Source organism: Candidatus Accumulibacter sp. ACC007, assembly GCF_907163205.1.
GTDB lineage: Bacteria > Pseudomonadota > Gammaproteobacteria > Burkholderiales > Rhodocyclaceae > Accumulibacter > Accumulibacter regalis.
This window is the reverse complement of sequence record NZ_CAJQUD010000005.1, coordinates 28,462-51,556: the sequence shown is the minus strand read 5'-3', so window position 1 is coordinate 51,556 and position 23,095 is coordinate 28,462. Positions and strand designations below refer to the sequence as shown.

Here is a 23,095-nt window from a genome sequence, read left to right as displayed (position 1 = left end):
CGCCGGCGATGTCCACCGTTTCGCGGGCGAACAGCGGCGGCGCACTGTCGCATCTGCGCGTGCTCGACCTGTCACGCGTACTCGCCGGCCCCTGGGCCAGTCAGTTGCTCGCTGACCTCGGCGCCGACGTGATCAAGGTCGAGCGGCCGGGCTGCGGTGACGACACGCGCGCCTGGGGGCCGCCGTGGCTGGCCGATGGCGACGGCCAGGCGACGCGCGAGGCAGCGTACTTCCTGTGTACCAACCGCAACAAACGCTCGCTGACCGTCGATATCACCCGTCGCGAGGGGCAGGAAATCGTTCGCCGGCTGGCGTGCAACTCCGATGTGCTGATCGAGAACTTCAAGGTCGGCGGTCTGGCCGCCTATGGCCTCGATCAGCACAGCCTGCGCGCGCTCAACCCCAAGCTCGTCTATTGCTCGATCACCGGTTTCGGGCAGCAGGGACCCTACGCGGAGCGCGCCGGTTACGACTTCCTGATCCAGGGCATGGGTGGCCTGATGAGCCTTACCGGCACGCCGGATGGCGAGCCCGGCGCCGGGCCGCAGAAAGTCGGCGTCGCGCTCACCGACATCCTCACCGGTCTCTACGCCGGCAACGCCATTCTCGCCGCGCTGGCGTATCGCGACCGGGACGGGTTTCGCAGCGGCGACGGCCAGCACATCGACCTCGCCCTGCTCGACGTGCAAATCGCCTGCCTGGCCAATCAGGCCATGAACTATCTGGTATCCGGGACGGCACCCCAGCGCATGGGCAACGCCCACCCGAACATCGTCCCCTATCAGAACTTTCCGACCGCCGATGGCGACATGATCCTGGCCATCGGCAACGACGGCCAGTTCGCACGCTTCTGCGCCGTTGCCGGGCGTCCCGAGTGGGCCGGCGACGAGCGCTTCAGCAGCAACGCGGCGCGGGTCAGGAACCGCCAGGCGCTGATTCCACTGCTCCGGCAAAACACCGTGCTGCGCACGACCGGCGAATGGATGGCCGCGCTCGAGAAGGCCGCCGTGCCCTGTGGCCCGATCAACGATCTGGCCGCTGTTTTCGCCGACCCGCAGGTCCTGGCGCGTGCCATGCGCCTCGACATGCCGCACGCCAGCGGCGGCAGCGCGCCGCAGGTCGCCAACCCGATACACCTGTCAGCGACGCCGGTCGGCTACCGCAAGGCGCCGCCGGCACTCGGCGAAGATAGCGTGACCGTGTTGCGCGAACTTGGCCACAGCGACACGCAGATCGCGGCGCTTCGCCAAGCGGGGATCGTCTAGTCGTGTCGGAGCCTCCTGGCGGGTGCGCCTGCCGACAAAGCGAGCGGCAGTCTTTCATCCATCCGGATGCCCTGAAAGTGGTCAAGCCTGCCACCCTGATGGTCATCCCTTGAGTCCGCGACCATGCTCATCCGCAGCCAGCTCCGTATTGCCGCCCTTTTGCCTGCCCTGCTGGCCGTTCTGGTAGGTGGCGTCCTGTGGGCTTCCTGGAATGAGATCGCGCGCATTCGCCAGGGTGCAGACATCGCCGAGCAGCTTGGTCGCGAGGTGTCCAACATGAACATCCTGACCCAGGAATACCTGCTCCACGGTAGTTCCGGGGCAAGCACCCAGTTGCGCCGACAACAGATCTCGCTGAGTAGCGTGTTGGCCGGCGCGCGCTTCAGCGAGCCCGGGGGTGAGCAACTGCTGGAAACCCTCCGCCAGGACCATGAGGACGGTGTGCGCCTGCTGGACCTGCTGCTCGAGGCTCACCCCAGCGCACGCGAGCAGGTCATCGGTGCGCTGCTGGTGAATGTGCAGGGCCTGGGCTTCAAGGCGCAGCAACTGGCCGATCTTCAGCGCGCGGCCATGGGGCGCGTCCGCGGTGCAGCGAATACGCGGATCATCGTTGTGCTGGTCACCCTGTCGTTGCTCAGCGTGCTTTTCCTGAGCCTCTTGTCGCGACGCCTGAACCGGGGCTTCGAGGTGCTGCTCGAGGGGCTGCGCCGGGCAGCGAGTGGCGATCTGGAGCAGGTCATTCCGGTCGCCGACAGTAACGAGTTCGGGACGCTTTCACGCAGCTTCAACGCCATGGCGGAGCAATTGAAGAAGGTCGAAAGTGCGCGCGCCATGGCCACGGAAGAACTGAGAACGCTGAACGCGGAGTTGGAAGGAAAGGTCGTCGAGCGCACGGCGAAACTCGAAGCGGCGCACCAGGCGCTCGAGCAGTCGCAGGCACAAATGCTGCAGATGGAAAAGCTGAGCGCCCTGGGAACGCTGGTCGGTGGCGTCGCCCACGAAGTGAACAATCCGCTGATGGGCATCCTCGGTTATCTCGAATACGCCATCGGGAAGCTGGAGGCGGGGCGGCCGCGCAGCATGCTCGAGCGTGCCGTCGGCGAAGTCGAGCGCATTGCGCGCATCGTCAAGAACATGCTGGTGTTTTCACGCATGCCACTTTCGGTCGCCGACCAGAACTGCGACCCGGCGCGGGTCCTTGCCGATACGCTGGTGCTCATCGAGGGCGAGCGCCGGCAGGCAGATGTGCTGGTCGACCTCCGCCTGCCGGCGCCCGTGCCGCGCCTGCGTTGCAGTCACGATGCGCTCCAGCAGGTGCTGCTCAACCTGTTGTTCAACGCCTGCCACGCCTTCAAGGAGTCGCCAGCGCCCCATTGCGTGAGTGTCACGCTCGAGCAGTTCGACAACTCGCGTGCCGTGCTACGTGTCGCCGACAATGGTCCTGGTGTTCCGGACGCCATCAAGGCCAGGATCTTCGATCCATTTTTCACCACCAAAGAGACGGGGAGCGGCACCGGATTGGGTCTGGCGGTTTCTCGGCAGTTGATAGACAATGCGGGCGGAAAATTGACCCTGGCCGACATGCTGGACGGCGGCGCGGTGTTTTCCATTGAACTTGATGTTTTCCCCGAGGAAGCCTGATGACGGCAGGAGTGGTTCTGGTAATCGACGATGATCGCGCCGTGCGTGACGCCTTTGAACTCGCGCTGGCCGATGACGGTTACGAGGTTCAGCTGGCAGACAGCGGGCAGATCGGTCTGGAGCTTGCGGCTGCCCGGCGTCCCGACCTGGTGTTCCTGGACCTCAAAATGCCCGGGTTGGACGGTGTCGAAACGCTGCGCCGTCTGCAGGCCACGGATGCGACGATTCCGGTCTATGTTGCCACCGCTTTTGCCCAGGAGTACATGGAAGGGCTGCGCCGTGCCCAGCAGGCCGGCCTCCGTTTCCAGCTTGCCGCCAAGCCACTTTCGCCCAAGCAAATCCGCATCATCGTGAAGTCGATCATCAACGGCGATTGACCACCCCCGCGAGAAGGAAGGCAAGCCATGAGCAAACTCCAACTGACCCTGTACGTTGCCGGGGTCAATGACGAAATCCGGCAACAGGTCGCCAGTCTGGGCCGGACAATGGACACCGAAGTCGGCTTGGACAACTGGGTGCTCGACGTGGTCGACGTCCTCGAGGAGCCGGAGAAAGCACTTCAGGGCGACGTTTTTGCCACCCCTACGCTGGTCCGCCTGGTGCCCTTGCCGGTCCTCAAGCTGCTCGGCGCCATTTCCCAGTCCGAGAAGATTCTCTCGATCATCGCCAGCGATGGCACAGGTGGCGAGGGCGGCTGATCGATGTTTCGCTCTTCGTTCCTTGCGCATAAGCTTTTGACCGACCGATGAGCCCGCGCCCAAAAATTCAGGAGGATCCGTCTTTCGACAAGGACGCCGTTCTCCGCCTGTTCGCGGCAATGCCGGACGGGATGATCGTCCTTGATGCGATGGGCATCGTTCTCTATGCCAATGACAGCGCGCATCGCATGTTCGGGGGCCGCCGGCTGCTCGGCAAGAATCTTGGCCTGCCGATTATGGCCGGCGAAAGGCATGCCGACATCGAGGTGATTGACAGTGCGGGCCGAGTCGGCTGTGCCGAGCTGCGCGCCGCGACATTTGACTGGTTGGGGCAACCGGCCACCGTTGCCAGCCTGCGTGACATTACCGAACGACGCGCCCTGGAAAGGCAATTGGCGCTGGCTGGCCAGGTCTTCGAGAACGCCCGCGAAGGGATCATCGTTACCCGACCCGATGGGGTGATTGTCAGCGTCAATCGCTCGTTTACGACCATCACCGGTTACTCGCTTGAAGAAGCGCTCGGCAACACGCCGCGTCTGTTGAAATCGGGCGAGCACGATCGCGCCTTCTTCGAGCGGATGTGGGAGTCGATCGCCGGGCAGGGCTTCTGGCACGGCGAAATAGTGAACCGGCGCAAGGACGGCTCGCTCTATCCCGAGTTGCTCTCGATCTCGCGAATTCAGGACGGCGATGGCCAGGTTGCGCACCTGGTCGGTATCTTTTCCGACCTGACCCAGCACAAAACCGACCAGGCTGCGCTCGAGGAGGCGCGCCTTCAGTTGCAGCAGTCGGAGAAGCTCCTTGAGGAGATCGAGCGACGGTATACGGTGGCTAACTCTCCTGTATTATCCGTCGTCGGTGGCATGTATGGTTCGGCCCCCCTTTCACGCTCGGCCGCGGGCGTATTTGACGAATTGGTGCACAGGTACGGCAGGACGCTGGAGCTGGCGGTGGAGAATCTGGCCTTCAAAGTCGATAATCCCGTTTCAGATCAGCTGCGAGAACTCGCCGACGACCTGGGTTATCTGCAAGCCGGTGCGCGCGATGTCGCGGACTTGCACGCGCAGACGCTGACAAGGAACACCAAGGGCATTCCCGCGGCGAAGGCGAAGGCAATGATTGAAGAAGGGCGCTTCCTGGTGCTTGAACTGATGGGGGACCTGTTGTCGTTCTATCGCAAGAACTACTCCCGCGTCCCGGCCGCGGCCCACAGCGTGCGGGAGTCGAATACTAAAGCGGTGCACAGCAGGTCGAAGAAGGAATCCACATGAACAAATTCAGACTGACCCTTTACGTGACGGGGCATACGCCGCGTTCGGAGAAGGGCATCAGGAACCTGCAGCGGATTTGCGCCGAAGAACTCCAGGGAACGTACGAAATGACCGTGATCGACGTCCTCGAGCAGCCGCAGCTGGCGGAGGACCAAAAGATACTGGCTACGCCGACCCTGGTAAAAGAGCTGCCGCCGCCCTTGCGGCGGGTCATCGGGGATCTCAGCGATACCGAGAAGGTCTTGCTCGGACTCGACATTGCGGCGCTGGGTGGCGCCAAAGAAAGAAAGGGGAAATAGGTCATGTCCGGCTCAGTGATCACGGCAGTGGAAAAGCTCGAAACCGGCATTCCGGGTTTCGAGCATGTCTCCGTGGGCGGGCTTCCCAAGGGTCGCACCTGTCTCCTGTCGGGGACCGCGGGAAGCTCCAAGACGGTCTTTGCCGTCCAGTTCCTTGTCGAGGGGATCCGCCGCGGCGAGGGAGGCGTCTTCGTCACCTTCGAAGAGTCGCCGGACGATGTGATGAGCAATATGCTCAGCTTTGGTTGGGAACTTGGGGAGTTCGTGCGCGACGGCAAGCTGGCCTTCGTCGACGCCAGTCCGCAACCGGACCAGGAGGTCGTCGAAGCCGGGAGTTACGATCTGGGCGCGCTGGTCGCGCGCATCGAGTATGCGGTCGGCAAGGTGCAGGCCAAACGCGTATCGGTCGACTCGCTGGGCGCCGTATTCAGTCAGTTCTCGGACGTCGCGACGGTTCGCGGTGAGCTCTATCGCATGGCCGTGGCGCTCAAGAAAATGGCCGTGACGGCGATCCTGACGGCTGAAAGAACCGAGGAGTACGGTACGCTGGCCCGCTTTGGCGTCGAGGAGTTCGTCGCCGACAATGTGATCATTCTGCGCAACGTCCTCGACGACGAGAAGCGGCGCAGGACGGTGGAGATCCTCAAGTTCCGGGGTACCGACCACGCCAAGGGCGAGTTCCCCTTCACGGTAATTCCCGGCGAGGGCGTGGTGATCATTCCCCTCTCGGAGACCAAGCTTGAGCAGAAGTCGTCGACCTTGCGCGTGACGTCCGGTAACGACACGCTTGACGAAATGTGCGGCGGCGGCTTTTTCCGTGACTCGATCATCCTTGTCTCGGGGGCGACTGGTTGCGGCAAGACGCTGCTGGTGACCGCCTTCGTCAGTGGCGCACAGAAGCAGGACGATCGATGCCTGCTTTTTGCCTTCGAGGAAAGCCGCGAGCAACTCTTTCGCAATGCCTCCGGCTGGGGAATGGATTTCGAGACCATGGAGCAGGAAGGCAGGCTGAAGGTGGTCTGCGTGTACCCCGAGGTGATGGGCCTCGAGGACCACCTGATCCGGATGAAGAAGGAAATTCGCGCCTTCGCGCCGACGCGCGTCGCGGTGGACAGCCTTTCCGCACTTGAGCGGGTGTCCACCGGCAAGGGTTTTCGCGAATTTGTCATCGGCATCACCTCGTTCATCAAGCATCAGGAAATCGTCGGGCTGTTCTCGTCCACAACGCCGACCTTGCTGGGCGGCGCGTCGATCACCGAGGAACACATTTCGACGATTACCGACTCGATCCTCCTGCTTCGTTACGTGGAAATGTTCGGCGAGATGCGGCGGGGCATCACGGTGCTCAAGATGCGTGGCTCGATGCACGACAAGGGGATCAGGGAGTACGCCATCGACGGGCAGGGGATGCACATCGGCGCGCAGTTCCACGGCATCGCCGGGATTCTTTCCGGCCAGCCGATGCAGATCTCGCAGCCGGAAATCGAGCGCATGGGTTCGCTGTTCAGGGAAGAACTCGGCGAGTAGGTCGGCAGGCGAGGGCATGCGATGTCGATTGGCGAGACCACGCGAGCGCCGAGAAAACCACGGCACGGAAGTCGCGAGCGCTTCAACGCCATCGTCGAGACGACCAGCGACGGCATTCTGATTCTTGATCTCAGGGGCAAGGTTCTTTACTGCAACCCCAGCGCCTGCGATCTGTTCAGCAGACCAGCAGCTGACCTGCTGGGCGCAGGGCTCGGGGTGCCGATCGTCGCCGAGGGCCAGGCCACTGAAATCCAGATTCTGCGCTCGATCGGGAACAAGCCTGGCTATGCGCAGGTGCGCGCCCAGAAGACCCACTGGGGTGGGCTCGATGCCTATCTGGTGGTGCTCACCGACATCTCCGAACACCTGCGGCACGCCGAGGCCGAGCTGCACCTGGCGGCCAAGGTCTTTACCTACGCCCGCGAGGGGATCGCCATTACCGACGCCGCGGGCACCATCGTCAAGGTCAACGATGCCTTCAGCCGAATCTCGGGCTACAGCCGCGAAGAAGTCCTGGGCAGAAACCCGAGCATGTTCGCCTCGGGTCGGCAAGCAGCCGACTTCTATGGCGGCATGTGGCTCGCTCTGACGACCCTGGGGTATTGGTCTGGTGAAATCTGGAACCGGCACAAGAACGGTGAGTTCTATGCCGCGTTGTTGACCATCAGCGCCGTGCACGATGTCGATTGCACAACGCAGAACTACGTCGGCTTTTTTTCCGATATCACGATGATCAAAGAACACCAGGAGCGGCTCGAACAGGCTGCGCACTATGATGGCCTGACCCGGTTGCCCAACCGGGTCCTGTTGGCGGACCGCCTGCCGCTGGCCTGCGCCCAGAGCCAGCGGCGAAATCGTTCGCTGGCCGTGGCCTTCCTCGACCTTGACGGCTTCAAGGCGGTGAATGACCTGCATGGCCATGACGTTGGCGACCAGTTGCTGATCGTCATCGCACAGCGTCTGAAGGACGTGTTGCGCGAGGGAGATACGCTGGCCCGCCTTGGCGGCGACGAGTTTGTCGCCGTGCTCATCGACCTCGAGCATCCGCAGGACTGCGAGCCGGTGCTGGCGCGCATGTTGCAGGTTACAGGCGAACCCGTGCGCATTGGCGATGCCGTCGTTGAAGTGTCCGCCAGCATTGGTGCGACGCTTTACCCGCAAGACGCGGCCAATTCCGATACCTTATTGCGCGATGCCGACCAGGCAATGTACCAGGCCAAACGGGCGGGCAGAAATCGCTACCACTTGTTCAGCGTAACTGACGACGCAGGGACCGACCGATGATCAATAACTTGCACACTCTTCAACAACAAGCCCCGTCGTACGACGAAAACACTATCCTTGGTTTGCTGGAGGCGATTCCGGACGGCATCTTGGTGCTCGATGTGGTGGGCGTCGTTCTTTACGCCAACCGTGGCGCGTATCACATGTTTGGTGGCCGCGAACTCGTCGGAAAGGATCTTGGCCTGCCGATCACGCTGGACGGCAGGCATGCCGAAATCGAGTACATCGATCGTGCGGGTTGTATCGGTCGGGCCGAGCTGCGTGCCTCGCGATTCGAATGGCTCGGCCAGCCGGCAACCGCAGTCAGCCTGCGCGACACCACTGTACGATACGCGATGGAGGAGCAGCTGGCGCTGGCCGACCAGGTGTTCGAGAGTGTGCAGGAAGGCCTCGTCGTCACCCGGCCCGACGGCGTCATCGTCCGCGTCAATCGCGCTTTTTCCGAGATTACCGGCTATTCGGCGGAGGAGGCGCGCGGCATGACGCCGCGTCTGCTTGGCTCAGGGGAGCATGGCCGTGCCTTTTTTGACCGGATGTGGGCGGCCATTTTCGAAGAGGGCTGCTGGCATGGAGAAGTCATAAACCGGCGCAAGGACGGCTCACTCTACCCGCAGTCTCTCTCGGTCACGCAGATCCACGACGGCGATGGCGTGCTCACGCATCTGGTGGGCGTGTTCTCCGACCTGACTCAGGACAAGATCGCCCAGGGAAAGCTCGCCGAGGCGCACAGCCAGTTGCTGCGATCAGAAAAGATGGCGGCCATAGGACAACTGGAGAAGATGTCTGCGATCGGCCAGCTGGCCGCCGGTGTGGCAAACGAGGTGAACAATCCGGTCGGTTTCGCGCTCTCCAATCTCGACGTCCTGGGCGAGTATGCCGACCACCTGCTGCGGCTGGTGGATGCCTACGAACAAGACGGATCGCACAGCAGCGAGTGCTCTGCCCGGGTCGACCAGATCAAAGAGGAGATCGGTTACACGGAGCTGTGCGTGGACCTCAAGAGGTTGGTCAACGAGTCACGCGAGGGCCTGGACCGTGTACGCCGCATCGTTCTCGACCTCAAGGACTTCTCGCGGCCAGGCGAGCCCAACTGGCAGCGGAGCGACCTGCACCAGTGTCTCGAAAGCACCCTGAACATTGCCTGGAATGAAATCAAGTACAAGGCGAAAGTCGAGAAGCGCTACGGCGAACTGCCACTGGTGAACTGCGCGCCTTCACAAATCAATCAGGTATTCATGAACCTGCTGGTCAATGCGGCGCAGGCGATCGACAAGTATGGCCGGATCACCATCAGGACCGGCTGCGAAGCCGACACCGTCTGGGTCGAAGTCAGCGACACCGGCAAGGGCATTGCGCCGGAGAATCTGGCCCGGGTCTTCGAGCCGTTTTTTACCACCAAACCGGTTGGTCAGGGCACCGGGCTGGGCCTGTCGCTCGCGCACAGTATCGTTCAGCGTCACCGCGGACGCATTGAGGTGCGCGCGCAGGACGGCGAAGGCTGCTGCTTCCGCGTCACTCTGCCGATCGGTTGCCCGGTCGGCGACGAGGCGATCGATGGCGTTTGACGCGAAGGTCTTCATTGCCGGAGATCGGCGACGATCGCACCGTGCATCGAACAGTTGAATCGGGGCAGCCAGTCTGCCACTGGCGCCCACCGCACAGCTCTTTCCCGGCATCGCCGGCAAGCCAGCATGAGCGCTGCAAGGCCAACTGCTGGGACAACGCCGTCGTGACGCACTTCATCAGCCGACGTGGCAATCCATGGATTTTGCGCTGCGCATTGGCGATGCGGCGGAAAGGCAGTGAGAGAATGGCACTGGATTGCCGCGTCGGCTGCGCCTCCTCGCAATGACGGTGGGTGCGGGATGGGCGCCGGATTAGCCGCTGCCTTCAAGCTTTCTTGAAGTCTCGTCAAGAAGGCAACCCTACCCTTGGTCAACGATGAACTTGTCGGCTTCTGCAACCGCGTTCGCCTGCACGCGAAACCGCTTGCCTGCCGCCGGACGTCGGTAGACGTGATCCAGGCGCTTGTCGTCAAGCAGTAGACTGTCGTGCCCTGGGTATTCTTTGCTCATCAGCGATAGGTCAAATACGAGGCCCCGGGCGCGAAACGGCGGAGACGCATGGCACAATGGTGGCTCCTTCGAAAAGGAGCCACCATTGCTGCTGAGAGTCGTCCCGACGTACGCGGCGCAGCGCCCTGCGCACGACCCCGGACTCCTTGCTGTTCGCGAACGCGCTGACCGGGCTTTGGCGTGGTCACCATGCCTGCCAAGGCGCCAGTGAGCGGCCCCATCTCCGACCCGCCGACCGAGTACACCGTGCACGCCGGGATGGCCAGTGACGTCGGCCGCGTGCGACGCAGCAACGAGGATGCTCTGGCCTTTGTTTGCCCGGACGACGTCGCTCTGCGCAGACGTCTCGGCGTGCTGGCGATGGTCGCCGACGGCATGGGAGGACATCGCGGCGGCGAGGTGGCGAGCACGCTGGCGGTGGACACCGTTTGCCGCGGCTATTTTGCCGCGCAGCCGGGAGAGGATCGCTTACGTGTCCTGGAACGGGCGATGCTCGACGCGAACCGCGCGATTTGCCAGGCCGGCCTGGCGGATCCCTCGCTGGAGGGGATGGGAACGACGGCCACCGCGCTGGTGATCGTGGATGGCAGCGTGTTTTTTGCGCACGTCGGTGATAGCCGCCTCTACCACTGTGCAGACGGCCATTGTCGGCAACTGACCGAGGACCACACCCTGGTCCAGCAAATGGTCAAGAATGGCGTGCTCAGCGCCGAGGCCGCCCGCCTTTACCCGATGCGCAACGTCCTGATGCGTTCCCTGGGGACCTATTCGGGCCTGAAGATTGCCACGCGAAGTTGCGCCGCGCCGCAGATCGGCGACACCTTCGTGCTCTGCTCGGACGGCTTGCACGCATCGGTCGACCCCGCTGAGATTGCCGAGGTCGTCGCTTCTCGGCAGCCTCGGGAAGCGAGCCAGCGGCTTGTCGAACTCGCCTGTGAGCGCGACGGCAGCGACAACGTTTCGGTGGCTGTGGTCGTTGTCCGGCCAGCCGCCAGCGGCGAGGAAGCGGCGGCGATGGCCGATCGATGAGTGCTGGCGAAAGCTCGGGTTTGCTCAGTAGCGCAAGGCAATCGTCAGCCACACCGGCAGCGTGAGCATGGCCACCAGCGTGTTCGCCGAAACCAGCCAGGCGACGCCGGGGCCGTCGCCGCCCATGCGTACGGCCAGAATGTAGGCTGAGGTTGCCGTCGGCAGGGCGGCGAAAACGATCACCGTATCGAAATACACCCCGCTCAGGCCGAGGCTGCTGGCGGCCAGCAGCCCAGCCGCCGGCACGGCCAGAAGCTTGACCGCCAGCAGGTAGCAGGAAGCCGCGTGCGATCCGGAGGTGCCGCGCAACTTCAACGCTGCTCCGACGGCCAGCAGCCCGAGGGCGACCGCCGCGTCGCCGAGTCTGCCCAGCAACTGGCCGGCGGCGGCGGGTAGCGCCAGGCCGCTGGCGCTGAACGCAAAGCCGGCCAGGGTGGCCAGGATCAGCGGATTGCGGACCATTTCGCGGAGCAGGCCGAGCTTGCCTTGCCGGGCGAGCATCCAGACCGAGGCGAGGTTGGCCAGCGGCACCATCGCGCCGATGAGAATTCCCATCGCGGCGATTCCCGGGGCGCCGTGCAGCTTGCCGATTACCGCCAGTCCGAGATAGGAGTTGAAGCGGAAAGCGCACTGGAAGCGTGAGGCGAAAACCGTTTTGTTGTGCTTGAACAAGGGCGCTGCGAGGAGGCCGAAAAGCACTCCACAGCCAAGCGCCGCCGCGCCGCTGGCGAACAGCGGGGCGGCGGTGGCGAAATCGATTCTGGTGCCGGCCAGGGCCTTGAACAGCAGTGCCGGAAAGAGTACGAAATAGACGAGTTTTTCCAGCCCGCTCCAGAATTTCTCGCCGAAATCGACCAGCCGGTAAAGCGTCCAGCCGAGCAGGATCAGGCCAAAATCGGGAAGCAGGAGCAGGATGCCTTGCATGGCGCGGGCTTCGGCCGGTTCGCTTCAGATCACTTGCTGTGCGCGCAGGGTGGCGATCTCTCTGGCGCTGAAACCGGCTTCGCCAAGGATCTCGGCACTGTGTTCGCCGGCGGCCGGGGCGCCGTGGCGGACTGCGAAAGGGTGCTCGCTGATCTTGAACGGCGGCGCGAACTGCTTGACGCCAGCGACCTCGACGATCATCTCGCGCGCTCGCAACTGCGCGTTGTCGACACTCTCCTCGAGGCGCAGGACGGGTGCCACGCAGCAGTCCACGCCGTCGAAAACGGCGGTCCATTCGGCCAGGCTGCGGCGGGCGAAGATCGCTTCCAGTTCGCCGCGGATGCGCTGGCCCTCGGCGCCGGTGGCAAACGCACAGGGACGCAGGTCGGGGCGGTCGAGGGTATCGCACAAGGTCTGCCAGAACTTCGGCTCCATGGCGCTGACCGCCAGGTGACGGCCGTCGCTGGTCGCATAGACGCCGTAGCTGGGCATGCCCCCGGAAAGCAGGTCTTCGCCGCGCGGCACGGCGTGTCCGCGGTCGAGCACTGCCAGCAGCGGGAAGAGGGTGTGGGCGAAAACGGCGTCGGTCATCGACACGTCGACGTAGCGCCCGCGGCCGCTGGTACGGGCGTCGACGACGCCGGCGAGCAGCCCGATCAGCGCGCTCAGCGAGCCGCCGAGCAGGTCGCCGATCTGGAAGTTCGGAATCGCCGGCGCGCCGCCTGCGACGCCGATCTGGTCGAGCAGGCCGCTGTAGGCCAGATAATTGAGGTCGTGGCCGGCGCGGTCGCGGTAGGGGCCGTCCTGGCCGTAGCCGGTGATCGCGCAATAGACGATGCGTGGGTTGATCGCCGCCACAGCCTGGTAGCCGACGCCGAGCTTGTCGACGACGCCCGGGCGAAAGCCCTCGACGATGACGTCCGCGTTGGCGGCGAGGCGCATGAACGCCTCGACGCCGGAGCTTTGCTTGAGGTCCAGGGTGAGGCTGCGCTTGTTGCGATTGACCAGTTCGAAATAGCTGGTCTTGCCGTGCACCGCGCCCGCGGTGCGCGCGTAATCGCCGCCGCCGGTGTCCTCGATCTTGATCACCTCGGCGCCGAGATCGCCGAGGTGCATGGTGGCCAGCGGGCCTGGCAGAAGTCTGGTCAGATCAAGGACGCGAAGTCCGGCGAGAGGAGGTGGGCGCATGCGGAGGGGCTTTCGAAGGGTTGGGCTGGCAGGGCTCGATGGCCACACGGCAAGTCCGCGCCGAACTGCGAAGTGGGACGCGTCGGGTGGTGGAGTGGCGTGTGGTCAAGGGCCGGAAAGTCGCAGCATGGCCAATGCTGGCCAATCGCGGCAAATGGTGCATTGTAAGCCTTGCGCGCCGAGCCTGGCGCGAGCGCTGGCCGTTATGCTCCACGGCTACAACGCGTTATCATGAATCGCGGTTGGCTCGGCGTGTCCGGGTTGTCGAGGTGCGTGGCCAGGCGTCCGGAACAAGCATCGCACTCGCGCTGTCGGAACCGGCTGTCCCGTCAGATGCGAGAGAGTTCCTGGCGGGTTTGCCAATGCTCAAGCGCCGCCACAGTGCGGCCGTGCCCAACCCGTGTCGCTGGCACCCACTACGGAGGTCTAGCCGTCGTCTAGGCGGCGGAAGCGCCCATTCATGCTCAACAGCTTGCGAATCTTCTTTTCCAGAAAACCGGTGATTGTCGCCGTGCTTCTGTTCGCCCTTTATGTGCTCGGCGGTTTTTTCGCCTTGCCGGCAATCATCAAGTGGCAGGTCGAAAAACAGGTCCCGGCGCAACTCGGCCACCCGATCAGCGTCGGTGACGTGCGCTTCAATCCGCTGCTCTTCAGATTCGAGGTCGACGATCTCGCTCTTTCCGACCCCGACGGCCAGCCGCTGCTCGGCTTCAAACATCTGCTGGTCGATTTCGAGCTGCGCAGCGTCACCGATCGCGCCTGGACCTTTGCCGAAGCTCGTCTCGAGGCGCCGGTTGTGCACTTGGCCCTCGACCGGAACGGCCGGCACAACTTCGCCGCGCTGCTCGAACGCCTGCCGGAAAGCGAGCCCGCTGCGGAAGACGCAGGCTTGCCGCGGTTTGTCGTCCACCGCGTCGCGCTGAGCGACGGCCGCGTCGATTTCTCCGACCAGTTGCTCGACGAGCCGCTGGTCGCGCACATCGAGCCGATCGTGATCGAGATCGACAATCTCTCCAGCCTGCCCGAGAAGGCGGCCAGCTACCGCTTGTCGGCGCACAGCGCTGCCGACGAGAGCGTCGAGACGAGCGGCGAACTGGCGCTCAATCCGATGGCCAGCCAGGGGCGGCTGACGCTGAACGGTGTGCAGGTGACGACGCTGGTCAGGAGTCTGCCGCGTCTGCTGGCGATCGAATCGCCCGCCGGAAAAGTTGACTTCAGCGCCGCCTTCGACCTCGCGCTCGACGCCGGTGGCACGCTTTCGGGGAGCGCGCAGGAGGTCGGTCTGGACGTCAGCGGCTTGTCGGTCAGCGTGCCCGGAGCTTCTTCACCACTACTCGCCCTGGAGACGTTGTCGTTGACGCAGGGGCGCGTCGATCTCGCTGCGCGCGAGGCGCGGCTGACTGCTTTCCGGCTGGCGAAAGGCCGCGTCGCCGTCGCTTTTGACGACGACGGCAAGCTCAACTGGGAAAAGCTGCTACACGCCACGGCGAAGGTCCCGGCCGCTGGCGCGGTGGAAGAAGCGGACAAGGCGGACAGGAAAGCCGGGCCAAGCGCCGCAGCACAAGTGGCGGCCGCCCGGGAAGCCGACCCGGCGGTGGCCGTGAACACGGAAACGGTCATCGCGCCCGCCGCCGTTCCTGCCGATGCGGCGGTAAGCGCGGCGCCCCGCTGGCGGGTAGTGGTCGACAGCGCCGAAATTTCGGCGCTCGAGTTCGCCTATGCGGACCCGGCGAACGCGCTGGCCATTGACGTCGCTGCGCTCGCTTTCGAGACGTCTCCGTCCATCGAGTTGGCGGCGGCCGGAACGCGCGTCGAGCTGGCGCAGCCCAAGCTGTCACTGAGCGGCGCGCGGCTCAAGAGTGGCGCCGACACTCTGGCTTTTCCGGAGGGGCTGGTCGCTGCGGGGAAGATCGCCATGCGCATCGCCGACGGGCGTTTCGACCTCGGTATCGAAAAACCACAAACGACCTTTGCCGGGCTGAAGGCGCAGAGCGGGGCCGATGGTCTTGATCTGCGCAAGCTCGCCATCGGTGGCGAGAAGCTGTCGCTGGCGCAGAACGACGCAGCGCTCCGCATCGACGCTGGCGCTGCACAGGTGTCGATGGCCGGCCTTGCCGCACGCCAGGGCGCCGATCGCCTTGCCTGGCAGGACGCAGTCCTCGACGTGCGTGCGCTTGCCGCGACCCTTGGTGGATCGTCCGCCGCGCCTGCTTCCACTGGCGTGAACCTTCGCCTTGACGGTGTGGCGCTTGCCTTGAAGTCTCTCGCTGCCGTTGCCCAGGGCGCGTCGTCGGAAATCGCGCAGATCGCGGCGGCGAGCATTGCGGCCAACTCGCTGCTGGTCGCCTTGCCCGCCGGTCCGGTCGAGGTCAGCGGCGATGGCCTCAGCGTGGCGCTGACGAATGCGGTTGTGCGCAGTCCTGCCGATCCGGCGACGGAAATGTTGCGCTTTGCGCACGCCAAGGTCTCGGGCGGCGTGCTGCGCCTGAAGGATCGGCTGATCAGCGTCGACAAGATCATTGTTGACGATGGACAGGCGCAAGCCTGGCTCGACGAAGAGGGCAGGTTCAACGGACTGATCGTCACTCGCGGCGCTGCCGCGGCGGCGGCAGCTGCCGCGCCTGAGGCCGACGCCAATGGTGCCGCGGCGGCGGCGGATGCTGGCTGGCGGGTGGCGGTTAAGGCGATCGAGGTCGATCGCTTCGCGCTCGGTTTCGCAGATCGCAGCGGCGGACCGCCGCTGGCCGTCGGGCTGCAGGCCATCCGTGCGCGCATCGCCGGGTTCGCGACCGGGGTCAGCACGCCGATGCAGTTGGAGTTGAAAGCCAAGGTCGCCAGCGGCGGCGAAATCGAGGCCAGCGGAAGTGTTCGTGCCGACAACGGCACAGCGGACCTGCAACTCAAGCTGGCGGCCATCGCGCTGGCGCCCGTTCAGCCCTACCTGGCGGAGTTCGCCGAACTGAATCTGGCATCGGGTACGCTATCGACCGCCGGGCGTCTGCGCTACGGCGATCCCGCCGCCAACGCCAGGCTGGTCTACAAAGCCAGTTTTGCGGTCGATCAGCTACGCATCGACGAGAGCGAAGCGCAGCGGCCGTTCGTCACCTGGGATGCGCTGGCCAGCGACGATTTGCTGCTGACCGTCGAGCCGAACCGCCTGGACATCGGCGAGCTGCGGCTGGTCGCGCCGGCGGGGCGCCTGATCATTGCCGAGGACCAATCGGTGAATCTGACCGACGTTCTCAAGAAGCCCAGGGACGGCGAGTCCGCGGCTGCCGCCGACCAGCCGGCGGGAGGGGAGGGTGCTGCAGGGCCCGCCGAAGTGGCAGTGGCGGCCGCTGATGAAGGCGCGGCGGTCGACGATCCCTTCCCGGTGACGATCGCGCGCATCCGGATTTCCAAGGGCGTTCTCGAGTTTGCCGACCTCAGTCTGCGACCCCAGTTCGGCACGCGCATGCACGAGTTGAAGGGGGTGATCACCGGTCTCGGCACCGATCCGAAGGGCAGTGCCAAAGTGCAGCTCGACGCGCGCGTCGACAAGTACGGTTCGGCGAAGATTCGCGGCCAGATCAGCGTTTTTCGCCCGGCAAGGCTGACCGACATCGAGATGACTTTCCGCAACCTGACGATGAGTTCGCTGTCGCCGTACGTCATCAAGTTCGCGGGCCGCAGGATCACCGGCGGACAATTGGCGCTCGATCTGCAGTACAAGGTCAAGGACAGCAAGCTGCGTGGCGAGAACAAGATCGTCCTCAAGCAGGTGAAACTCGGCGAAAAGGTCGATACCCCCGGCGCAGCAGACCTGCCGCTCGAACTGGCGATCGCCATCCTGAGCGATTCGCAGGGGGTCATCGACATCGGGTTGCCGGTCAGCGGCGATCTCAACGACCCGGAATTTGCCTACGGGGCAGTGGTCGGCAAGGCCTTCGGCAACCTGATCGGCGGCATCATCACGGCGCCGTTCCGGGCGCTCGGTGCGCTTTTCGGTGCCGGTAGCGACAGCAAACTCGACAGCATCGACTTCGAACCTGGCAGCGCCGTTCTGGCCCCGCCCGAGCGCGAAAAACTGGCGGCAGTGGCGCGCGCGATGAAGGAACGGACGACGCTGAAGCTTCTCGTGCCGCCAACGCAAGCGGCCGAGGTGGACACGCCAGCGCTGAAGTCGCTGGCCGTGCGCAGCGACCTTGTCGTCCGCATGGGCCTCGAAGTGACGCCTGGCGAGGACCCCGGTCCGGTCGACGCCGCCAACCCGCGCGCGCAGGTGGCGATCGAGGCGCTGTTCAGCGAGCGCTATGCGCCTGAGGTCCTGGCGCTGGTGAAGCAGCGTGCACTTGCCGCCGGGCCGCCTGGCAAGCCGGCAGGGGAATCGTCCGCCGGCACGCCGCCGGCCGGGAAGCCGGCCGCGGGGCCGCCGCTGGCGTTCTACGAGAGTCTTCTCGAGCGCATGATCAAGGAGCAGCCGGTTTCCGACGAGGCTCTGGCGCAACTTGCCACTCGTCGCGGCGAAGCGATCATTGCCGAAATGACCAGCGCCGACGGAGTGGGCGCCAAGCGCGTGCTGCTCGGCAAGGCGCGCCCGGCGAGCGCGGCAAACGACAAGGCGGTCACCTTGCAACTTGAACTCGAGGTCGCCAAGTGAAGCCTGCAGTCGGTGCGAATCTGCGCAGTCGTCTGGACGGCATCATCTGGGGGGGGCAGGGCGCAAGCCTGTCCTTGTGGCAGGCGCGCGGCATACGCGTCGTGCGCACGCTCCTGCTGTTGATCCGTGATGTCGTCGACGGGCAACTGACCCTGCGCGCCATGAGTCTGGTCTACACGACGCTGCTGTCGATTGTGCCGCTGCTGGCGCTGAGCTTTTCGGTGCTCAAGGCGTTCGGCGTGCACAACCAGATTCAGCCGATGCTGTTGAACTTCCTCGAACCCCTCGGTGAAAAGGGCGAGGAAGTGGCGACGAGTATTACCGCCTTCATCCAGAACATGAACGTCGGCGTGCTTGGCGCGCTCGGCCTGGCCTTGCTGCTGTACACAGCGATTTCCCTGATGCAGAAGATCGAGGAGTCGCTGAACTACATCTGGCATATTCAGCGCCCGCGCTCGCTTGCCGATCGTTTCAGCCGCTACCTGAGCGTGCTCATGGTGGGTCCGATCCTGGTCTTCGCCGCGCTTGGCATCACCGCCACGGTGATGAATGTCGAGACGGTGCGCGGACTGCTGGCCATCGAGATGCTGGGTCAGCTGGTACAGACGATCAGCCGGCTGACCCCCTATCTGCTGGTCATTGCTGCCTTCACCTTTGTCTACATGTTCATTCCGAACGCGCGCGTGCGTCTGCTTCCGGCGCTGATCGGCGGTGCTGCCGGCGGTATTGCCTGGCAGACCGCCGGGTGGGGATTTGCGGCCTTCGTGGCGACTTCGAACCAGTACGCGGCGATCTATTCGAGCCTGGCGATTCTGATCCTGTTCATGATCTGGCTTTATCTGAGCTGGCTGATTCTGCTTTTCGGCGCCAGTGTCGCTTTTTACGCCCAGCACCCGGAGTATCTCTACGCCGGCGCCGGCGAACCGCGACTGAGCAACCGCATGCGCGAGCGGCTGGCCCTGTCGACCATGGCTCTGGTGACGGGCAGGTTCGTGGCCGGTGAGCGCACGCCGTCGCTGGCGGAATTCATTCGCCTGCTGGGCATGCCGCGGCACGTCCTGCAGACCGTTGTCGATGCCCTGGAAAGCGAGAAATTGCTGTTGCAGAGCAGCGACGACCCGCCGCTCTACCTGCTCGGGCGCGACCCGGCGCTGATCAGCGTGACGCAGGTCCTGGAGACGGTACGCAGCGCCGGTGAGGAACGCTTCTTTTCACCCGTCGGCCTGCCGGCAGCACCGGCGGTCGACGCCGTCTTCGAGCGCATGCGGCTGGCGCTCGACACGGCGGTTGGCGGCATCAGCCTGCGCGACCTCGCCGCGCAGGGGTCGGCAGCGATGCCGCCGATGCCACCCGCTGCGCCAGCTCCTAGAGAAGTTCTTCCAGGCGCAGACGGACGATCGCCCCCTTGACGGCGTCGAGCGACGCGATGCGGACAATCGCCGCGTCGATGTTGCGCTCGCGCGTCTGGTGGGTGAGCATGATGATCTCGGTCTGTTCTTCCCCCTCGGCAGGCTCACGCTGGATCATGGCGTCGATCGAGATTTCCTGATCGGCGAGAATGCGCGTCACGTCGGCGAGCACGCCAGTCCGGTCGGCGACACGCAGGCGCAGGTAGTAGCTGGTGATCACGTCGGCCATCGGCAGAATCGGCAGATCGACCATCGCGTCGGGCTGGAAGGCGAGATGAGGCACGCGATGCTCCGGGTCGGCGGTGTGCATGCGCGTGACGTCGACCAGGTCGGCAATCACCGCCGAAGCCGTTGGCTCGGCGCCAGCGCCCTTGCCGTAGTAGAGCGTCGGGCCGACCGCGTCGCCCTTGACCAGGACGGCGTTCATCGCTCCCTCGACGTTGGCGATCAGGCGCCTGGTCGGAATCAGGGTCGGATGGACGCGCAGCTCGACGCCTTCGCTGGTTCGCTTGGTGATGCCGAGCAGCTTGATGCGGTAGCCGAGCTGTTCGGCGTACCGGATGTCGGCGGCGTCGAGCTGGCTGATGCCTTCGATGTGCGCCTGGTCAAAACTCATCGAATTGCCGAAGGCGATGGCCGACATGATGCTCAGCTTGTGCGCCGCGTCGACGCCTTCGACGTCAAAGGTCGGATCGGCCTCGGCGTAGCCGAGACGCTGCGCTTCCTTGAGCACCACGTCGAAGGACAGCCCCTTGTCACGCATCTCCGAGAGAATGAAGTTGGTCGTGCCGTTGATGATCCCGGCGATCCATTCGATGCGGTTGGCGGTCAGTCCTTCGCGCAGCGCCTTGATGATCGGGATGCCACCGGCGACGGCGGCTTCGAAAGCGACCATCACGCCCTTTTTCTGGGCCGCGGCGAAAATTTCGTTGCCGTGCTTGGCGAGCAGCGCCTTGTTGGCCGTCACCACGTGCTTGCCGTTGGCGATCGCTTGCAAGACCAGTTCCTTGGCGACGCTATCGCCACCGATCAGTTCGACGACGATGTCGACGTCCGGGTCGCTGACCACCGCGAACGCGTCATCGGTGACCCGGCAGCTATCCTTGGTCAGCCGGCGGGTGCGTTCGAGGTTGCGGTCGGCAACGACGCTGACCTGAATGGGCCGGCCGGCACGGCGGGCGATCTCTTCGCCGTTGCGTGCCAGGACCGAGAAAGTACCGCCACCGACGGTGCCGATTCCGAGAAGTCCAACATTGATAGGTTTCATAGAGCAGCCAGGAGTAGAGGTTGAGGGTCTGGAAGTTGCGGGTCGGGGGTGGAGATTCGCGAGCAGGGTGCGCGGGCGCGGGAAGGCCACGGCCTAGGCGGGAGTGGCCGCGCGCTGCCGATAGCCTTCCAGAAAACGCGCGATACGCGCGATCGCGTCGCGCAGGTCGTCTTCGTGCGGCAGGAAAACCAGGCGGAAGTGGTCCGCATGCGGCCAGTTGAAACCGCTGCCCTGGACCAGCAGAACGCGTTCCTTCTGCAACATCTCGGCGATGAACTTCTGGTCGTCCCGGATCGGATAGACCTTCGGGTCAAGGCGCGGAAACATGTACAGCGCCGCCTTCGGCTTGACGCAGCTGACGCCGGGGATGGCGGTGATCAGCTCGTACGCCAGATCGCGCTGGCGGCACATGCGGCCGTTCGGTGCGACCAGGTCGTCGATGCTCTGGTAGCCGCCGAGGGCGGTCTGGATGGCGTGCTGGCCGGGGACGTTGGAACACAGGCGCATCGACGCCAGCATGTCCAGGCCTTCGATGTAGTCGCGCGCGTCGCGCAGATCGCCGGAGACGACCATCCAGCCGGCGCGATAGCCGCAGGAACGGTAGTTTTTCGACAGGCCGTTGAAGGTCACCGTGAGCACGTCGGTCGACAGCGATGCGATTGCGGTATGCGTTGCGCCGTCGTAGAGAACCTTGTCGTACACCTCGTCGGCGTAGATGATCAGGTTGTGCTGACGGGCGATGTCGACCAATTCGAGCAGCACGTTCTCCGGATACAGGGCGCCGGTGGGGTTGTTCGGATTGATCACCACCAGCGCGCGCGTGCGCGGGGTGATCTTGGCGCGCAGATCCTTGAGGTCGGGCAACCAGTCGTTGCCTTCATCGCAGAGATAGTGGCGCGGCGTGCCGCTGGAAAGGCTCACCGCCGCGGTCCACAGCGGGTAGTCCGGCGTCGGCACGAGCACTTCGTCGCCGGCATTGAGCAGGGCGTTCATGGCCATTACGATCAGCTCGGAGACGCCGTTGCCGATGTAGATGTCGTCCAGCGTCACGCCCTGGATGTGTTTCTGCTGGGTGTAATGCATGACCGCCTTGCGCGCCGAGAAAATCCCTTTCGCATCCGAGTAGCCGGCCGCACTGGGCAGGTTGCGGATCATGTCGAGCTGGATTTCCTCCGGCGAATCGAAGCCGAAGGCGGCGAGATTGCCAATGTTGAGCTTGATGATGTGGTGGCCTTCTTCCTCCATCTTCCTGGCCTGTTCGAGGACCGGGCCGCGGATGTCGTAGCAGACACGGTCCAGCTTGTTCGATTTGCGGATCGGCTTCATGGCATTGCTCTTTCGCGACCGCCAGCCGACGGCAGCAGGCCGTCCTTCCTGAACATGTCGCGGATGCCGCGCACCGCCTGCCGCGTGCGCTCTTCGTTTTCGATCAGCGCAAAGCGCACGTGATCGTCGCCGAATTCGCCGAAACCGACGCCGGGCGAGGCCGCGACCTTGGCTTCGAGGAGCAGTTTCTTGGCAAACTCCATCGACCCCAGGTGCCGGTAGAACTCGGGGATTCTGGCCCAGATGTACATCGACGCTTTCGGCACTTCGACCATCCAGCCCGCTTCGTGCAGCCCCTTGGCGAGCACGTTGCGGCGCCGCTGATAGGTCTGGCGCACATCTTCCACGCACTGCTGCGATCCTTCGAGGGCAATCACCGACGCCACCTGGATCGGCGTGAAAGTGCCGTAATCGTGATAACTCTTGATGCGCACCAGTGCCCGGCACAGCTCTTCGTTGCCGACCATGTAGCCGACCCGCCAGCCGGCCATGTTGTAGCTCTTGGACATGGTGAAGAATTCAACCGCGACCTCGCGTGCGCCGGGCACCTGCAGGATCGACGGTGCCTGATAGCCGTCGAAGACGATGTCCGCGTAGGCTAGGTCATGGACGACCAGGACGTCGTGCTCGCGGGCCAGGGCGACGACGCGCTCGAAGAACTCGAGGTCCACGCAGCGGGCGGTCGGATTGCTCGGGAAGCCGAGAATCATCATCTTCGGTTTCGGCGTCGTTTCGATGAGCGCACGCTGCAACTCGGCGAAGAAATCGACGTCCGGCGTCATCGGCACCGAGCGGATATCGGCGCCAGCGATGATCGCCCCGTAAATGTGAATCGGGTACGAGGGATTGGGGACCAGGACGGTATCGCCGCGGTCGACGGTGGCCAGCATCAGATGGGCGATGCCCTCTTTGGAACCGATGGTCACCACCGCTTCCGTTTCCGGATCCAGGCTCACGTCGTAGCGCCGCTGGTACCAGTCGCAAATCGCCTTGCGCAGGCGCGGAATGCCTTGCGAGACCGAGTAGCCGTGCGTGTTTTCGCGCAGCGCCGCCTCGACCAGCTTGTCGGTGATGTGCTGCGGCGTCGGCCCGTCCGGATTCCCCATGCTCATGTCGATGATGTCTTCGCCGCGCCGGCGAGCGGCCATCTTCAGCTGGGCGGTAATGCTGAAGACGTAGGGCGGCAAACGTTGGATGCGGGAAAACTCTCTCATGATCCGGGCTCGAGTAGTGGCAGCGCTGTTGATGACGCG

The 23,095-nt window shown here is 64.3% G+C and carries 17 protein-coding genes; 12 read left to right on the top strand and 5 right to left on the bottom strand.

Annotated elements, in window-relative coordinates:
• Positions 1-8 precede the first annotated feature (8 nt).
• The 10 genes from QZ634_RS13275 (at position 9) to QZ634_RS13230 (ending at position 11,089) form a co-directional block, all read left to right on the top strand.
• On the top strand, positions 9-1,265 hold the full coding sequence (locus QZ634_RS13275; protein ID WP_291989093.1) for a CaiB/BaiF CoA-transferase family protein: 1,257 nt from the start codon (positions 9-11) through the stop codon (positions 1,263-1,265).
• Positions 1,266-1,388: 123 nt separating this feature from the next.
• The gene (locus QZ634_RS13270) at positions 1,389-2,906 is read left to right on the top strand and encodes an ATP-binding protein (RefSeq protein WP_291989091.1); all 1,518 of its coding nucleotides are present in this window, start codon (positions 1,389-1,391) and stop codon (positions 2,904-2,906) included.
• The gene (locus QZ634_RS13265) at positions 2,906-3,283 is read left to right on the top strand and encodes a response regulator (RefSeq protein ID WP_291989089.1); all 378 of its coding nucleotides are present in this window, start codon (positions 2,906-2,908) and stop codon (positions 3,281-3,283) included. The genes QZ634_RS13270 and QZ634_RS13265 overlap by 1 nt, the downstream gene beginning before the upstream one ends.
• Before the next feature lie 27 nt (positions 3,284-3,310).
• Positions 3,311-3,604 carry a circadian clock KaiB family protein gene (locus tag QZ634_RS13260; protein WP_043565532.1) on the top strand — a complete coding sequence of 98 codons (294 nt, stop codon included), beginning with the start codon at positions 3,311-3,313 and terminating at the stop codon, positions 3,602-3,604.
• A gap of 47 nt (positions 3,605-3,651) precedes the next feature.
• Positions 3,652-4,875 carry a PAS domain-containing protein gene (locus tag QZ634_RS13255; RefSeq protein ID WP_291989086.1) on the top strand — a complete coding sequence of 408 codons (1,224 nt, stop codon included), beginning with the start codon at positions 3,652-3,654 and terminating at the stop codon, positions 4,873-4,875.
• Complete coding sequence (gene kaiB, locus QZ634_RS13250; RefSeq protein ID WP_291989084.1) at positions 4,872-5,174, top strand: circadian clock protein KaiB; 303 nt, start codon at positions 4,872-4,874, stop codon at positions 5,172-5,174. Before QZ634_RS13255 ends, kaiB begins: the two co-directional genes overlap by 4 nt.
• 3 nt (positions 5,175-5,177) lie before the next feature.
• A complete protein-coding gene (gene kaiC / locus QZ634_RS13245; protein ID WP_291989082.1) occupies positions 5,178-6,701 on the top strand; it encodes a circadian clock protein KaiC in 1,524 nt (507 codons plus the stop codon).
• Positions 6,702-6,722: 21 nt separating this feature from the next.
• The gene (locus QZ634_RS13240; RefSeq protein ID WP_291989080.1) at positions 6,723-7,985 is read left to right on the top strand and encodes a diguanylate cyclase; all 1,263 of its coding nucleotides are present in this window, start codon (positions 6,723-6,725) and stop codon (positions 7,983-7,985) included.
• On the top strand, positions 7,982-9,550 hold the full coding sequence (locus QZ634_RS13235) for an ATP-binding protein (RefSeq protein ID WP_291989079.1): 1,569 nt from the start codon (positions 7,982-7,984) through the stop codon (positions 9,548-9,550). Before QZ634_RS13240 ends, QZ634_RS13235 begins: the two co-directional genes overlap by 4 nt.
• A 699-nt stretch (positions 9,551-10,249) precedes the next feature.
• Positions 10,250-11,089, top strand: a complete 840-nt coding sequence (locus QZ634_RS13230) for a PP2C family serine/threonine-protein phosphatase (RefSeq protein WP_291989077.1) — start codon at positions 10,250-10,252, stop codon at positions 11,087-11,089.
• Positions 11,090-11,113: 24 nt separating this feature from the next.
• On the opposite strand, the gene QZ634_RS13225 is transcribed toward QZ634_RS13230, so the two are convergent.
• Together QZ634_RS13225 and QZ634_RS13220 are read right to left on the bottom strand one after the other, a co-directional pair.
• Positions 11,114-12,013 (bottom strand): AEC family transporter, encoded by a 900-nt coding sequence (locus tag QZ634_RS13225; RefSeq protein WP_291989075.1) that lies wholly within the window; start codon positions 12,011-12,013, stop codon positions 11,114-11,116.
• 24 nt (positions 12,014-12,037) lie between these two features.
• On the bottom strand, positions 12,038-13,201 hold the full coding sequence (locus QZ634_RS13220) for a CaiB/BaiF CoA-transferase family protein (protein ID WP_291989073.1): 1,164 nt from the start codon (positions 13,199-13,201) through the stop codon (positions 12,038-12,040).
• Between the two features lie 460 nt (positions 13,202-13,661).
• Between QZ634_RS13220 and QZ634_RS13215 the strand changes: the two genes are divergently transcribed.
• Both QZ634_RS13215 and QZ634_RS13210 read left to right on the top strand, forming a co-directional pair.
• Positions 13,662-17,840: a DUF748 domain-containing protein gene (locus QZ634_RS13215; RefSeq protein ID WP_291989071.1), complete on the top strand. Its 4,179-nt coding sequence runs from the start codon at positions 13,662-13,664 to the stop codon at positions 17,838-17,840.
• The gene (locus tag QZ634_RS13210; RefSeq protein WP_291989069.1) at positions 17,837-19,249 is read left to right on the top strand and encodes a YihY/virulence factor BrkB family protein; all 1,413 of its coding nucleotides are present in this window, start codon (positions 17,837-17,839) and stop codon (positions 19,247-19,249) included. The genes QZ634_RS13215 and QZ634_RS13210 overlap by 4 nt, the downstream gene beginning before the upstream one ends.
• Here QZ634_RS13210 and QZ634_RS13205 read toward each other — a convergent pair.
• The 3 genes from QZ634_RS13205 to alaC all read right to left on the bottom strand — a co-directional run bounded on the left by QZ634_RS13205 (position 19,206) and on the right by alaC (position 23,056).
• A complete protein-coding gene (locus QZ634_RS13205; protein ID WP_291989067.1) occupies positions 19,206-20,516 on the bottom strand; it encodes a homoserine dehydrogenase in 1,311 nt (436 codons plus the stop codon). The two genes, QZ634_RS13210 and QZ634_RS13205, sit on opposite strands and share 44 nt — an antisense overlap.
• Positions 20,517-20,609: 93 nt before the next feature.
• On the bottom strand, positions 20,610-21,842 hold the full coding sequence (locus tag QZ634_RS13200) for a pyridoxal phosphate-dependent aminotransferase (RefSeq protein ID WP_291989065.1): 1,233 nt from the start codon (positions 21,840-21,842) through the stop codon (positions 20,610-20,612).
• Entirely contained in the window at positions 21,839-23,056 is a 1,218-nt protein-coding gene (alaC, locus tag QZ634_RS13195) for an alanine transaminase (RefSeq protein WP_291989063.1), read from the bottom strand. The genes QZ634_RS13200 and alaC overlap by 4 nt, the downstream gene beginning before the upstream one ends.
• Positions 23,057-23,095 lie beyond the last annotated feature (39 nt).